Raw genomic sequence first — 15,512 nt, 5'->3', positions numbered from 1 at the left:
CATGCATAAAATAGATATCGATTTGGTGGACATGACAATGGATGTTATGAAATATGTAATAAACAGACTTTCATCAACAAAACATAAAATAGGAAAACCAAAAAAAGAAGCAGAACTTAAAGCTTTAGTAGGAGAAACCATTACTAAAAATGGAATTGGCGGAGAGCAAGCCTTTAATTTATGGAAAGAACATTTAGCAAAATCCAATGTGCCTATTGATCATCCAAGGCATTTAGCTTTTGTTCCAGCATCACCAACAAGGGCAGCCGTAATGTTTGATTTAGTGACTTCTGCATCTAGTATACATGGTGCCTATTGGATGGAAGGTGCAGGTGGTATTTTTTGTGAAAATGAAGCCATGAGATGGATTGTTTCTTTAACAGGTTTACCCAATGGAGCTTTTGGTGTTTTTACAAGTGGAGGAACAGCTGCTAATCTTTCGGCTATTGTTACAGCTAGAGAATATTGGCGGAGTTTAAAACAGCAAAATAATTTTGAAAAGGGTCTAATCATTACATCTATAGGAGCTCATTCTTCAATTAAAGCCATGGCTAAAGTTGCTGATATAGATGTACTTTTAGTGGACACTGAAGATAGGCTTGAAAAAGATGCATTAGAAGCAACAATTAATAATTTACCAATTCAAAAAAGGCAACGTTTATTTGCAGTAGTTGCAACAGGAGGTACTACAAATGCTGGTATTGTAGATGATTTAAACGGAGTTGCTAGTATTTGTGAAAAAGAAAATTTGTGGTTTCATGTTGATGCGGCTTATGGAGGTGGTGCATTAGTGGCTGATTCTGTAAGCCATTTATTTAAAGGTATAGCGCATGCTGATAGTATAACTATAGACCCCCACAAATGGATGTTTTCACCTTATGATTGTGGAGCTGTGATTTATAGAAATCCAGAATTAGCCAAAAAAGCACATTCACAACAAGGTTCATATTTAGATATTTTTGAAGATGAGGGTGCTCATGGTTTTAATCCTACTGATTATCAAATACAATTAACACGTCGTGTTAGAGGATTGCCTTTATGGTTTTCATTAGCAACTCATGGAACAGAGCGCTATAAGGAAGCTGTAGAAAGAGGTATTGAACTTGCTCAAATTGCAGGTAAGATGATTGAAGGTAAACCTAATGTAGAATTAGTAAGACCTCCAAGTTTGTCTTGTGTTTTGTATAGAAGAATAGGATGGGAACCAAAAGATTATACAAATTGGACCTATAAAAATCATGAGAAAGGGTTTGCTCTAGTAACCCCAACAAAATGGAAAAATGGTAATACTTTTGAAACTGTTTCTCGTTTTTGCTTTATAAATCCGGATACTACAGAAAAGGATATTGAAGCTATTTTAGATTCTATGGATTAATTAAGGAAGACTCTTTTATCTTGTTTTTAAGGCTTTTATGTTTCTTTTTTTTGTTTAATTGGTTTTAGTTTAGTTCCATAAAATGTTGTCAAAATAACGTGTTGAAAAGTAGGTGTAAAAAAACTTCAATCGTATTTAAAAATAAAAAATCAATTCCTATTTTTGCGCATGCAACATGACAAGGTATTAATTTTAGACTTCGGATCGCAATACACACAACTTATTGCCCGTAGAGTTAGAGAACTCAATATATACTCCGAAATACACCCATTCAATAAAATTCCAACAAACTTAGCAGAATACAAAGCCGTAATTCTGTCTGGTAGCCCTAACTCTGTTAGAGGAGAAGATGCATTGCATCCTGATTTATCAGAAATTAGAGGAAAAATACCAATGCTTGCGGTTTGTTACGGGGCGCAATATTTAGCTCATTTTTCTGGAGGAGAAGTTGCGCCATCAAATACTAGAGAGTATGGTCGTGCTAATTTATCCTTTATTAAAGGAAACGAGCCATTTTTATATCATATCCACACGGGGAGTCAAGTTTGGATGAGCCATAGTGATACGATTAAGGAATTACCTGCTAATGGGGTTTTAATAGCAAGTACACACGATGTTACAAATGCCGCTTATAGAATTGATGGCGAAGAAACTTATGCTATACAATTTCATCCAGAAGTGTATCATTCAACTGACGGAAAACAATTGTTAGAAAACTTTTTAGTAGACATAGCCGGATTACATCAAGATTGGACACCAGATTCTTTTGTTGAAGAAACAGTTGAAGCCATACAAGAAAAAGTTGGAAATGATAAAATAGTTTTAGGGCTTTCTGGAGGTGTTGACTCTACAGTTGCTGCAGTATTGCTAAATAAGGCTGTTGGTAAAAATCTCTATTGCATTTTTGTAAATAATGGTTTGCTTCGTAAGGATGAATTTGAAAGTGTATTGAATCAGTACGAAGGAATGGGGCTTAATGTAAAAGGTGTTGATGCTTCAAAACGCTTTTTAGATGCTTTAAAAGGTATTGAAGATCCTGAGAAAAAACGTAAAGCTATTGGAAATGCTTTTATTGAAGTTTTTGATGATGAGGCGCATAAATTAGAAGATGTAAAATGGTTGGCACAAGGCACCATTTATCCTGATGTTATTGAGAGTGTTTCGGCTACAGGAGGCCCTTCGGCTACTATTAAAAGTCACCATAACGTTGGTGGATTACCTGATTTTATGAAACTTAAAATTGTGGAACCACTTCGTGCTATTTTTAAAGATGAAGTAAGACGCGTTGGTGCTACCTTGGGTATTGATCCAGAATTATTAGGTCGCCATCCATTTCCAGGTCCTGGATTAGGTATTCGTATTTTAGGTGATATTACTGCTGAAAAAGTACGTATGCTTCAAGAGGTTGATGCTATTTTTATTAACGGCCTTAAAGAATGGGGATTATACGATAAGGTTTGGCAAGCAGGAGCGATGTTATTACCCGTTAATAGCGTTGGTGTAATGGGAGATGAGCGTACCTACGAAAAATGTGTGGCACTAAGAGCTGTTGAAAGTACAGATGGTATGACTGCAGATTGGGTGAATTTACCATACGAGTTTCTTCAAAAAATATCAAACGATATAATAAATAAGGTAAAAGGCGTTAATAGAGTAGTTTACGATATTAGTAGTAAACCGCCTGCAACGATTGAATGGGAGTAGTATAGTTTTTAGTCACAGTCTCAGTAACAGTTTTTAGCAAATTGTGAAATGACATTATTATTGATGACGTAAAACTGCGGACCTGCCCGCGTAAGGGATAGTAGTGGATAGCCCACAGCCCGACGAAGGAGGTGCGAGGACTTGTAACGGATAGCCCGACCCTTGTGGTAACGCCCAAATAAAATTTTGGCATGTTATATGCTAATGTTAAGAAAAAAGGTTTCTTTTTAATCTTTTTATACAGCATGGAACGTATATTATTGAGTAAGTCAGGTTTTATTATATTTATAGGTTAGCAGATTACAACAACATGAAGAGAATTTTATTAGTACTGGTTTTGGTTTTAGCATTTGGTTTTACTACGGTTGGAGCACAAAATTTTAGTACCCACTACGTTAAAAAAGGAGAAACTATCGAGGCTATTGCAAAACGCTATTTTGTAACTGTTTTTGATATTTATAAGTTAAATCCAGATGCTAAAAAGGAATTAAAGCCTAATACGGTTTTGATTATTCCTTTATCAAAATCTAATAAACCAAAGGTTACTATAAATAAAGAATTACAGGGGTTTAAGGAGCATAAAACAAAACGTAAAGAAACACTGTATAGCTTATCTAAAAAGTATAATGTTGAAGAGGAGGATATTAAGAAATATAATACATTCTTGTATGCTAATCCGTTACGAAAAGGAGATAGACTTCAGATTCCTAAATATAAAATTACTGAAAATGTAGAAGATGTTGCAACTCATGAAACGTACACGGTTAAACCTAAAGAGGGCAAATGGCGTATTGCTTATAAATTTGGTATTACTGTTGATGAGTTAGAAACTTTAAATCCAGATATGACTGAGGTTTTGAAAGCTGGTGATGTTATTAATGTCCCTAATTTAGAAAAAGATGCACAAAATAAAATTGACGATACCTATAGCTACTACAAAGTTTTACCAAAAGAGGGTTTTTACCGTTTGAAATTGAAATTAAATTTAGAGCAACATGAATTAGAGGCTTTAAATCCTGGACTAAAAGAAACAGGTTTAAAGTCTGGTATGATTTTAAAAATACCGCATAGTAATTCTGCTGAAGCTATTATTGGTATTGAAGAAGAAGCTGTTAATTTAACAGGCAATATTTCGGATTATACCACTAAACACATTGCTGTTATGTTGCCTTTTAGAATACATCGCGTTGATTTTGATTCTATAAGTGATACAAAAAAGAGCTTAAAAAAGGACCCTTATTTAAATGCATCTCTAGATTTTCATTCTGGTGTTTTAATGGCAATAGATTCTTTAAAATCTCTAGGTATTTCCTTAAAAGTTGATGTTTATGATACCCGATACGAGGTTAGTGAAGTATCAAGAATTATAAGGGAAAATAACTTTGAAAGTGTTGATGCTGTAATTGGACCTTTAACACCAGCAAGCTTTGATAAAGCAGCTTCTGAACTGAAAAAATACAATACACCAATTATATCTCCAATTGGGACTAATTTAAAATTGTACGATAATGTTTTTCAATCTAGACCTGATGATGATTTATTAAAAACTAAGATTGTAAATTTTGTGAAAGCAGACTCGCTGGAAAGCAATATAATTGTGATTGCTGATACTCGAAATGTAGCTATTGCTAATAGTCTTAAGCAAGAATTTAATCATGCTAAGTTGGTATATTCTAGAAAAAATAAAGAAGGTAAAGATGAGTTTTTTGTAACCAAAGAGGATATTGAAGAGGCACTCAAACCTGGTGAAAACTATGTGTTTTTAGAGACTAAAAATGAAGGATACGCATCTAACGTTACCAGTGTATTAGCATCTTTGAATAATTATGTAGACCCTGAGAAAGAAGAAGATCCGCCAGAAATTATATTGGTTACTACAAATATAAATTCGGCTTTTGAGGGTGAGCAAATAAATAATACGCACTTATCTAACTTACAATTTCATTTTGCTACAGCATCAAAAGAATATAGCGAAAATGATAATAATGCTTTTGTGAAAAAGTATGATAAACTTTACAATATAACACCTAATAAAAGAGCTGTAAAAGGTTTTGATTTAACTATGGATGTTGTATTGCGTTTAGTGTCTTCTGAGGATTTATATGCCTCAGTTAATAAAACCCCAATAACAGCGTATGTTGAAAATAAGTTTGCTTATAAAAAGAAACTTTTTGGTGGTTATTTTAATGACGCCGTTTACCTTGTTAAATATGACGATTTAATTATTGTTGAAGTAAAACAATAAGGGTTAAGGAGTTTCGTTTTATTTCTACATTATTTTGAATACCGCGAAATAATCTCTTTAATTGAAAAGTGATGACTTCACTAAATCTATATTAAGTTTGTGGTTAGAATAGTCCTTTTATTCTTATGTTTTTTTTGTATTCAAAATGATGAATCTGTTTTGTCTTGGGATGCATCGTATAAATTATCATGGTCTGATTTTAAAGCTAAGCCTAACACTAATAGTAGTGCGGTTGCTATAACAGCTTCTGGAATTATATTTGGGTTTTCTATTAAACAAACTGATAAAAATAAAGTAGTTAGTTTTACCACTGATGTTTATGCGCATTTTTATCCAGAACAATCTTGGTATAAAATGAAACGTGCTAATAATCATATTTTACAGCACGAACAATTACATTTTGATATTACTGAATTATACGCTCGGAAATTTAGATATAGAATTAGCCAATTAAATATATCAAACAGTATTAAAAGGCAACTCAAAAACATCCATAATAACATTAATACTGAACTGTCTCAGATGCAAAAAAAGTATGATAATGAAACTGATTATTCTAGAAATTTTGAACCTCAGGCGAAATGGAAAACTTTTATTAATGATGAACTTTCAACCTATTCAAAATATGAATTAAATTAAAATAATCATTACTTAATTCCAACAACCAGCAACCAAAAACCACAATGCTTCCTGATAAACAATTTTTAATAGACTTGGCACATACGAAAATGCCTTACGGAAAATACAAAGACCGTTATATTATAGATTTACCTGAATATTACGTGGTTTGGTATCATAGTAAAGGATTTCCTAAAGGCAAACTTGGAACTATGCTAGAGCAGGTTTATGAATTGAAGTTGAATGGTTTGGAGGAGTTAATTTGGAATATTAGGAAACAGTATCCTAAGCGCTGAGTTTTTTAGTGCTCTACATTATAAATTCAGTATATCTTTTTCGTAAATTCAAGTTTTTCGAATTCAAAACTTATAGCGTAATCCTAATAAATAAGTATTGTTTTGTGAGATAAAACCAATCTCTAAATATTCTTTAGCGTAAGGCGTCGTAAATGAATAAGTGCTTCCAATACCAACTAGAGCTCCAGCTAAAACATCCCAATGGTCGTGCCAACCATCTGGTCCTTCCATACGGCTACCCCCCACAACAGCAGCTCCTAAATACGCCCACTTACCGTATTTCCATCCATAACGACGTTGAATAAAAGAAGCGCCGGAAAAGGCAGACGTTGTATGTCCAGAAGGAAAAGCATCAAATAAATTTCGGCCTTCTGGTAGTTCTTTTTTTACTATTTTTTTCAATGAGTGCGTTACTATAAAACCAGTGCCATAAGATAAAGCAAATTGTTTAGTGCCTTTCCAGTCTTTTTTTAGTATCGTGGTTAATCCAGCAATTGCTGGTATTGCCATTTGTAGAATATCTCCAGTATCTTCTAATACAAACTCCCATTTTTCATGAGAGGAATTACCAAGTTCTGGGGTTTGTGCATTAATGGAGAAAGAGATTATTATGCCAATAAAACATGAAAAATATTTAATTAATTTTTTAACAAACATTTTAAACTAGTGGATAATCGTTTTTTTAATAACTCGAAATAGCCAATTTTATTATTTTTCTGTTGTAATAGAAAATAGTTGACTTTATCATTTTAATAATAGATTATTCTATCTAATATGCTATTATTTTCAATTTCGTTTTTTAGTTTTTTAGCCCTGTTTCAACGTCATTGTAATTTAAATCAATATAATTATTCATTATAAACCTGACCTCTGTGCGGTTTTAAAGCATCTCTAATTGGTTTCATATGTACTTCATCAACTACTAAAAATGCCATAGTGTGCATGTCGTTCACATGTTCAACCCCAGTAATGGTAATATTTACGTTTTGTAATTTAATAAATTCTTTTAAATGAATTTCGTGATGTTCAGCTGTTTTACTGGCGTTAGGGCCTCGGAAATCCCAAATTAACTTTAATTTACGCATATCATTTAATCTAAAATAGAATGAGTTAGTATACCTTCAAATATACAGGAAAAAGTCATATGATTAATGCATTGTTTTTAAGTTTGATAGTTATAATTATTACTTTATTTAATCGTTTGTAAAACAACTTGTATTATAGCTTTATATTAGTATTTTTGTAATCGTTGAAAAATAATAACTCCATGAAATGCGCCATTACAACTTAGCCGATACCAACTAAAATGTTTATAAGCGCATGACATCTGACCAGTGAAAAGAATAAAATTTAAACACATGAAATTAAGATATTTATTTACTTTATTTGTAGCAGCGTATATGTTAAATGTAAATGGGCAAACAGTTCATAAAGATGTCCTTTTTACTGTGGCTAAAGAGCCTGTATATGCTTCAGAATTTTTAAGAGTTTATAACAAGAATTTAGATTTAGTTCAAGACGAATCTCAGAAAGATGTTGATGAATATTTAAAGCTTTTTAAAAACTATAAGTTGAAGCTAAAAGAAGCGAGAAGTTTAGGGTTACATGAAAAGCCTTCTTACCTAAGAGAATTATCTAGCTATAAAAAACAATTAGCAAAAAATTATATCACAGACTCTAAAGTGACTGACGAATTGGTTAATGAGGCTTATGAGCGTATGTCGTATGAGGTTAATGCCACCCATATTCTGGTTAAAGTTGATGAAAACGCAAAACCACAAGATACACTCGCTGCATATAATAACATTACTAAATTGCGCGAAAGAGCCTTAAAAGAAGGTTTTGAAAATCTAAGAGAAAAAGTGCATAATGGGAAAACCGTTTTTGGTGAGAAATTAGGGTATTTTGGAGGTTTCAGAATGGTTTATAAATTTGAAAGTGTTGCTTTTAACACCAATGTTGGAGATGTGTCTGAGCCGTTTAGAACACGTTTTGGCTATCATATTATAAACGTCTTAGATAAACGTAAATCTAGAGGAGAGCGTACAGTTTCTCATATAATGGTTGTTGAAAAAAAGGAAGATTCGTTAGCAGAAAAGCCAGAGGTTAGAATTCAAGAGATTTATAAAAAATTAAATCAAGGTGAAGGGTTTGAATCTTTAGCGAAACAATTTTCAGATGATAAAAATTCAGCACCAAATGGTGGTAAGTTGAAACCCTTTTCTAGCGGACAGATAAGAGCAAAAGAATTTGAAGATGTTGCTTTTAATTTAGAAAATGTAGGAGATGTTTCTGAGCCTTTTAAAACTGATTTTGGGTGGCATATTGTAAAATTAAACAACAAGAAACCCATACCGAGTTTTGATGCTATGAAGCCCGAATTAGTAGAAAAGGTTAAGAAAGATGATAGGTCTAAATTAATTGATAATGCTTTGATTAGTAAGCTTAGAAATAAATATAATATACGTGATGAACAACCTAATTTGGATTATTTTGTTTCTATTTTAAACGATGATTATTTTAAAAGAACTTGGAAACTTCCTAAAGATTTCGATGGCAAGCAATCCCTAGTGCAAATAGGGAATAAGCAATTTTCTAATAACGATTTTGGTGTGTACTTGGCCAATTCACAGAGAGATACAACTATAAAAGTACCTTTAAAGTCTTTAGTGTCTAATAAATATGAAGCTTTTTTAAATGATAGTTTGATTAAATATCAAGAAGACAATTTAGAATTTGAGAATGAAGATTATGCAGACATAGTTTCGGAATATCGAGACGGTTTATTGTTATTCGACCTTATGGAAAACACCATTTGGAATACTGCTAAAACAGATTCTATTGAAATAGCTAAATTCTACGAAGAAAACAAAGCAAATTATGTAAAACCAAAACAAATTGATGCCGTAGTAGCCTCCTCAACAAAACAAAAAACACTTAGAAAAGTATCAAAGCTTTTAACTGAGGATATGGAAATTGATAGGATTAAATCATTAGTTAATAGTAATGATAAAATTGATGTTATTTTTACTTCTGATATAATGGACGATACACACCAAGCACTCCCTGAAAATTTTGAGTTTAATAAAGGTATTTCAAAAATATATAAACATAATGATGCATTTGTTCTTGTTAAGGTCAAAGACATTCTGCCAAAAGAACAAAAAACCTTTGAAGAATCTAAAGGCAATGTAGTTAACGATTACCAAAATTTTAAGGAAGAAAATTGGCTTAATAATTTAAGCGAAAAGTTTAAAATAGAAGTTAATCAAAACGTGTTAGAAAGCATCAAAGTGCAACTAAAAAATAAAAAGTGAGAATTAAAGGTCTTATACTGTTATTACTATTATTAGCATATTCATGTGATTTTATAAAAAAAACAGATGATGGTACCCCTATAGCTAGGGTTAATGAAAGTTATCTTTATGAAGATGATATTAAAGGCTTAGTTTCAGAGGGAGTCACAAAGGAGGATAGCATAGTTTCAATTCAAAATTTTATAAACCGTTGGGCTACACAACAATTATTTGTTGATGGCGCTAAATTGAATTTAAGCGAAAAAAAACAAGATGCTTTTAAAAGGTTAGTTGTACAGTACAAAAATGATTTATATACTAAAGCATATATTGAAGCCTTAGTAAGCCGAAGCATAGATACCTTAGTTTCTATTGATGAAGCACAAGTCTATTATGAAAATAATAAAGAAGTTTTTAAGTTAAATGAAGAGCTTCTTAAGTTTCGATATGTTCACGTAGATGAAAATATCATTAATTATGATAAAATCAAAGAACGGTTTAAACGTTATAATGAAAAAGACAAAAAATTGTTAGATTCTATTTCTATTCAGTTTAAATCGTATTCATTTAATGATTCTATTTGGATTAAATTAAGTCATGTTATCAAGAAAATATCAGCAGTAAATTCAGAAAACAAAAATCAACTGTTAAAAAAATCTAATTTTGTACAACTCCAAGACTCATTAGGAGTATATTTGATGCAAATAAATGATGTTTTAGTTAGAAATGATACAGCACCGTTGGAATATGTTAAACCAACAATAGATCAGATAGTCATTAACAAACGAAAACTAGAATTGATAAGGGAATTAGAAAAAGATATTACTAAAGATGCCATTAAAAACAAACAATTTGAAATATACGATTAACATAAAAAGTTTTTTGACGCTATGTCTAGCTTTTATTTCAGTGAGTAACACCTATGCTCAGGAGATTATTGAAGATGAAGTAAAGGCAGTCACTAAAAAAGTAGATTCTGTTGATACAACAAATGCTAGAAAAGTAGATGGTGTAGCAGCAGTAGTAGGCGATTTTATTGTTTTAGAATCAGATATTCAAAAAGAAAGAGATCAAATTAAAGCAAGTGGAGGCTCTGCTGATGGTGTTGATGATTGCCAATTATTTGGATTGATGTTAGAAAGAAAACTTTATGCACATCATGCTATTCAAGATAGTTTACCTGTCTCTGATGCTGAAATAAGAAAGAATGTAGATTATCAAATTCAGCAGTTTCTTCAACAAACCAATGGTTCAATGGAACGTCTTTTAGAGTTCTATAATAAAGACGACGAACAAAGTTTTAGAGATGAAATGTTTGAAATTAATAAGTCTAACTTATTGGCGCAACGTATGCAAGCTAAAATTGTTGAAGAAATTGAAATTACACCAGAAGAAGTTAGAGCTTTTTTTAATAAAATACCTGAAGATGAGCGACCTACTTTTGGTACAGAATTAAAAGTAGCACAAATTGTAGCTGAACCACAAGTTTCAGAAGAAGAAACACAAAAAATAATAGACCGCTTAAAACAGTTTAAAGCAGATATTATAGAACGAGGTGCTAGTTTCCGTTCTAAAGCCGTTCTATATTCTCAAGATCCCGGATCTGCAAGTAAAGGTGGTAAATACACACTAAACCGAAAACAACCTCGAATGGTTAAAGAGTTTAGGCAAGTGGCATTTTCATTACAAGTAGGTGAAGTATCTGAACCTTTTAAAACAGACTTTGGATACCATATCATTACTTTAGAAAAAATTAGAGGACAAGAATATGATGTAGCCCATATACTTTTAACACCAGAGGTATCAAGTAAAGCCATTCAAGATGCAAAAGAACGACTTGAAAAAGCCAGAAAGCGAATTATAGATGGTGATATTTCTTTTGCTGATGCTGCAAAAGAAGTCAGTGACGAAAAAGAAACAAAAAATGATGGTGGACAGTTAATAAATCCAACAACCCAAGATTATAATTTTGAATTAACTAGGATGGATCCAGAACTTTATGCTCAAATTCAAAACTTAAAAGACGGTGAGGTAAGTTTGGTTCTTAAGGAAGAAGATAGAACAGGAAAAGTCAAGTTTAAAATTTTAATGGTTACTGGTAGAGTTGAAGATCATAAAGCAGATTATGCTCGTGATTTTTTAAAAATTAAAGACTTAGCTTTAGAAGAAAAGAAGATTAGAGCCATTGAAAAGTGGCAAGATGAAAAAATAGTAGATACCTATATAAAAATTAGTAAAGAACACAGAGATTGTGATTTTTCTGGTAACTGGTTAAAGAATAATTAGTATGTCTGATGTAGCTGCCATTGAAGGCTTTGTTAAAAAATTTAAAGTTTTAAAAACTGAAATTGCCAAAGTTATTATTGGGCAAGATGAGGTTGTTTCTCAAATATTAATTTCAATATTTTCTGGAGGGCACTCATTACTAATTGGTGTTCCTGGTTTAGCAAAAACCTTAATGGTTAATACTATTGCTCAGGCACTAGGTTTAAATTTTAAACGCATCCAGTTTACACCAGATTTAATGCCTAGTGATATTTTGGGTAGTGAGATTTTAGATGAAGACCGTCATTTTAAATTTATAAAAGGGCCCATTTTTGCGAATATCATTTTAGCAGATGAAATTAATAGAACACCGCCAAAAACACAAGCCGCTTTATTAGAAGCTATGCAAGAGCGATCTGTTACAGTGGCTGGTCATAATTATAAATTAGATTTACCATATTTTGTTTTAGCTACGCAAAACCCCATAGAGCAAGAAGGCACATACCCTTTGCCAGAAGCACAATTAGATAGATTTATGTTTGCTATAAATTTAGAATATCCATCTTACGAAGAAGAAGTGGAAGTTGTTAAAGCAACAACAACAGATAATAAAGTTACTGTTAATGCACTTTTTTCTGCGCAAGAGATTGTCGATTTTCAACATCTAATCCGTCGTATTCCGGTTGCAGATAATGTTATAGAATATGCGGTTTCAATAGTTGGTAAAACAAGACCAAATTCTGATGCAGCACCAGAACTTGTAAAATCATATATTGATTGGGGGGCAGGTCCAAGAGCATCACAAAATTTAATTTTAGCAGCAAAAACTCATGCCGCTATCCATGGTAAATTTTCACCAGATATTGAAAATATTCAAGCAGTAGCACAAAGTATATTGCGTCATAGAATTATAAAAAATTATAAAGCCGAAGCTGAAGGCATTTCAGAAGAACAAATAATTAAAAGTTTATTTTAAATAATTTCTTTATTTAGTAAGAACTTTTAGCCTTTTATTATAGGGCCTTATTAAATCTTCAATTTTCAATAAAAATTACTATCAAAAATCAAATCATATTAAATTATAATGAAACTATAATAATTTAATATAAAGCGAGATTGTATTGCACGTTTTATTTTTAAACCTTTACATTAATTTCGTATTTTGCACTACTTTTATAAAAAACCAAAACTTAAAATATTTTATATGGCATTTGACATCAACATGATAAAAGGTGTTTACACCAAAATGGCTGAACGTGTAGACAAAGCACGTGAGATTGTAGGGAAACCATTAACGCTATCTGAAAAGATATTATATTCTCATCTTTGGGATGGAAAACCTACAGAGGCATTTACTAGAGGAAAGGATTATGTAGATTTTGCACCAGACAGAATTGCATGTCAAGATGCAACAGCTCAAATGGCATTATTACAGTTTATGCAAGCTGGAAAATCTAAGGTTGCTGTACCAACAACGGTACATTGCGATCACTTAATTCAAGCCAAAGAAGGTGCTGCAACAGATTTAAAACACGCCAATAATGTAAGTAGCGAAGTTTTTAATTTCTTAGAGTCAGTTTCAAATAAATATGGTATTGGTTTCTGGAAACCAGGAGCAGGTATTATTCACCAAGTAGTTTTAGAAAATTATGCATTTCCAGGAGGGATGATGATTGGAACCGATTCGCATACTGTAAACGCAGGTGGATTAGGTATGGTGGCTATTGGTGTTGGTGGTGCTGATGCTGTAGATGTTATGGCAGGTATGGCTTGGGAATTAAAATTTCCAAAACTAATAGGTGTGAAGTTAACTGGAACACTTTCCGGTTGGACAGCACCAAAAGATGTGATTCTTAAAGTAGCAGAAATTCTAACTGTAAAAGGTGGAACGGGAGCTATTGTTGAATATTTCGGACCTGGAGCCATATCAATGTCTTGTACAGGAAAAGGAACCATTTGTAACATGGGGGCTGAAATAGGAGCTACCACATCTACTTTTGGATATGATGAATCTATGGAGCGTTATTTACGTGCTACAGATAGAGCCGATGTTGCCGATGCTGCAAACCAAGTAAAAGCACATTTAACTGCTGATGCTGAGGTGTATGCAAATCCAGAGCAATATTTCGATCAAGTTATAGAAATCAATTTATCAGAATTAGGCCCATTATTAAACGGCCCTTTCACGCCAGATTTATCAACAACAGTTGGTAAAGCAATGACTGAAAAAGCGACTGCAAACGAGTGGCCTTTAAAAGTAGAGTGGGGATTAATTGGGTCTTGTACCAATTCGTCTTACGAAGATTTATCAAGAGCATCATCTATCGCACAGCAAGCTTTAGATAAAGGCTTAAAAATGAAGGCTGAATTAGGTATCAATCCAGGTTCAGAGCAAGTACGCTTCACAGCAGAACGCGATGGGATTCTAGGCATTTTCGAAAACCTAGACGCTAAAATATTTACCAATGCTTGTGGTCCATGTATTGGGCAATGGGCAAGATATTCAGACCCTAAAAACGCACCAAAAAATAGTATTGTACACTCTTTTAATAGAAACTTTGCTAAACGTGCCGACGGAAACCCAAACACACATGCTTTTGTAGCATCACCAGAATTAACAGCTGCAATAGCAGTTGCTGGTCGTTTAGATTTCAATCCGTTAACAGATAAGTTAATCAATGAAGACGGACAAGAAGTGATGTTTGATGAGCCAACAGGATGGGAATTACCACCAAAAGGTTTTGCAGTAGATGATAATGGTTATTTAGCCCCAGAAGCAGATGGTAGCCATGTGCAAGTATCTGTTAAAGACGATTCTGAGCGTTTACAATTATTAACACCTTTCCAACCTATTGGGAATTCAATTACTGGCGCAAAATTATTAATAAAAGCTTTTGGTAAATGTACCACAGACCATATATCTATGGCTGGACCATGGTTACGTTTTAGAGGCCATTTAGATAATATTGCAAACAATACATTAATTGGAGCAATAAATGCCTTTAATAAAAAAACAAACTTTGTTAAAAATCAGTTAACTGGTGATTACGGTGGTGTTCCAGATGTGCAACGCGAGTACAAAAAAGCAGGTATTAAAACTATCGTAGTTGGAGATCATAACTATGGCGAAGGCTCATCTAGAGAGCATGCTGCAATGCAGCCACGTCATTTAGGGGTAGCGGCGGTTATCGTAAAATCTTTTGCACGTATCCACGAAACAAACCTTAAAAAACAAGGGATGTTAGGTCTAACCTTTGCTAACGAAAGCGATTACGATTTAATCCAAGAGAATGATACATTTAATTTTACAGATTTAAATGAATTTGCTCCAGGAAAACAATTAACGCTAGAGGCCGTTCATGAAGATGGTTCTAAAGATACCATTAAGTTAAACCACACGTACAACGCAGCACAAATTGTATGGTATAACGAAGGTTCTGCACTTAATTTAATTAAGAAACAAAACGCATAGTTTTTTATACTATTATATATTTAAAATCCAGCTTTACGGCTGGATTTTTTTTGTTTATCAAGTTTGTTATTTGGGCGTTACCACAAGGGTCGGGCTTTCTGTTATACCAATTATATTTTAAAACAAGCCTTAAAAGTTTCAGTATAGAATTCTGATTTGACTATATTCATAATATTTTGATTATTGATTTCATTTTGCACAGTTATGTGCAGCCATTTCTTTAGCGCTTGGATATTTACAA

General features: G+C 32.7%; 12 protein-coding genes. 10 read left to right on the top strand and 2 right to left on the bottom strand.

Annotation, left to right across the window (positions count from 1 at the left end; genetic code table 11):
• Position 1: 1 nt before the first annotated feature.
• The 5 genes from P8K68_RS03045 (at position 2) to P8K68_RS03025 (ending at position 6,238) form a co-directional block, all read left to right on the top strand.
• Positions 2–1,375: an aminotransferase class V-fold PLP-dependent enzyme gene (locus P8K68_RS03045; RefSeq protein WP_300248103.1), complete on the top strand. Its 1,374-nt coding sequence runs from the start codon at positions 2–4 to the stop codon at positions 1,373–1,375.
• A gap of 168 nt (positions 1,376–1,543) precedes the next feature.
• Positions 1,544–3,079 (top strand): glutamine-hydrolyzing GMP synthase, encoded by a 1,536-nt coding sequence (gene guaA, locus P8K68_RS03040; protein ID WP_300248101.1) that lies wholly within the window; start codon positions 1,544–1,546, stop codon positions 3,077–3,079.
• A 310-nt stretch (positions 3,080–3,389) separates the two neighbouring features.
• Entirely contained in the window at positions 3,390–5,324 is a 1,935-nt protein-coding gene (locus P8K68_RS03035) for a LysM peptidoglycan-binding domain-containing protein (RefSeq protein ID WP_300248099.1), read from the top strand.
• 99 nt (positions 5,325–5,423) lie between these two features.
• Entirely contained in the window at positions 5,424–5,963 is a 540-nt protein-coding gene (locus P8K68_RS03030) for a DUF922 domain-containing protein (protein WP_300248095.1), read from the top strand.
• A gap of 44 nt (positions 5,964–6,007) precedes the next feature.
• On the top strand, positions 6,008–6,238 hold the full coding sequence (locus tag P8K68_RS03025) for a DUF3820 family protein (RefSeq protein ID WP_300248093.1): 231 nt from the start codon (positions 6,008–6,010) through the stop codon (positions 6,236–6,238).
• Between the two features lie 63 nt (positions 6,239–6,301).
• On the opposite strand, the gene P8K68_RS03020 is transcribed toward P8K68_RS03025, so the two are convergent.
• Positions 6,302–6,895 (bottom strand): phosphatase PAP2 family protein, encoded by a 594-nt coding sequence (locus P8K68_RS03020; RefSeq protein ID WP_300248091.1) that lies wholly within the window; start codon positions 6,893–6,895, stop codon positions 6,302–6,304.
• A gap of 191 nt (positions 6,896–7,086) precedes the next feature.
• Positions 7,087–7,323, bottom strand: coding sequence for a hypothetical protein (locus P8K68_RS03015; RefSeq protein WP_300248089.1), 237 nt, complete (start codon positions 7,321–7,323; stop codon positions 7,087–7,089).
• 273 nt (positions 7,324–7,596) lie between these two features.
• Here P8K68_RS03015 and P8K68_RS03010 point away from each other — a divergent pair, with 273 nt between their 5' ends.
• From P8K68_RS03010 to P8K68_RS02990, 5 genes are all read left to right on the top strand, one after another.
• Positions 7,597–9,555 carry a peptidylprolyl isomerase gene (locus tag P8K68_RS03010; RefSeq protein ID WP_300248087.1) on the top strand — a complete coding sequence of 653 codons (1,959 nt, stop codon included), beginning with the start codon at positions 7,597–7,599 and terminating at the stop codon, positions 9,553–9,555.
• The gene (locus P8K68_RS03005; protein ID WP_300248085.1) at positions 9,552–10,403 is read left to right on the top strand and encodes a peptidyl-prolyl cis-trans isomerase; all 852 of its coding nucleotides are present in this window, start codon (positions 9,552–9,554) and stop codon (positions 10,401–10,403) included. Before P8K68_RS03010 ends, P8K68_RS03005 begins: the two co-directional genes overlap by 4 nt.
• A gap of 40 nt (positions 10,404–10,443) precedes the next feature.
• On the top strand, positions 10,444–11,820 hold the full coding sequence (locus P8K68_RS03000) for a peptidylprolyl isomerase (RefSeq protein ID WP_366143725.1): 1,377 nt from the start codon (positions 10,444–10,446) through the stop codon (positions 11,818–11,820).
• 1 nt (position 11,821) lies between these two features.
• Complete coding sequence (locus P8K68_RS02995; protein WP_300248081.1) at positions 11,822–12,775, top strand: MoxR family ATPase; 954 nt, start codon at positions 11,822–11,824, stop codon at positions 12,773–12,775.
• 228 nt (positions 12,776–13,003) lie between these two features.
• On the top strand, positions 13,004–15,271 hold the full coding sequence (locus P8K68_RS02990; protein WP_300248060.1) for an aconitate hydratase: 2,268 nt from the start codon (positions 13,004–13,006) through the stop codon (positions 15,269–15,271).
• Positions 15,272–15,512 lie beyond the last annotated feature (241 nt).

Origin of the sequence: Algibacter sp., from assembly GCF_029245835.1 — a bacterium.
Lineage (GTDB): Bacteria > Bacteroidota > Bacteroidia > Flavobacteriales > Flavobacteriaceae > Algibacter_B.
This window is presented reverse-complemented; position numbering and strand designations above follow the sequence as displayed.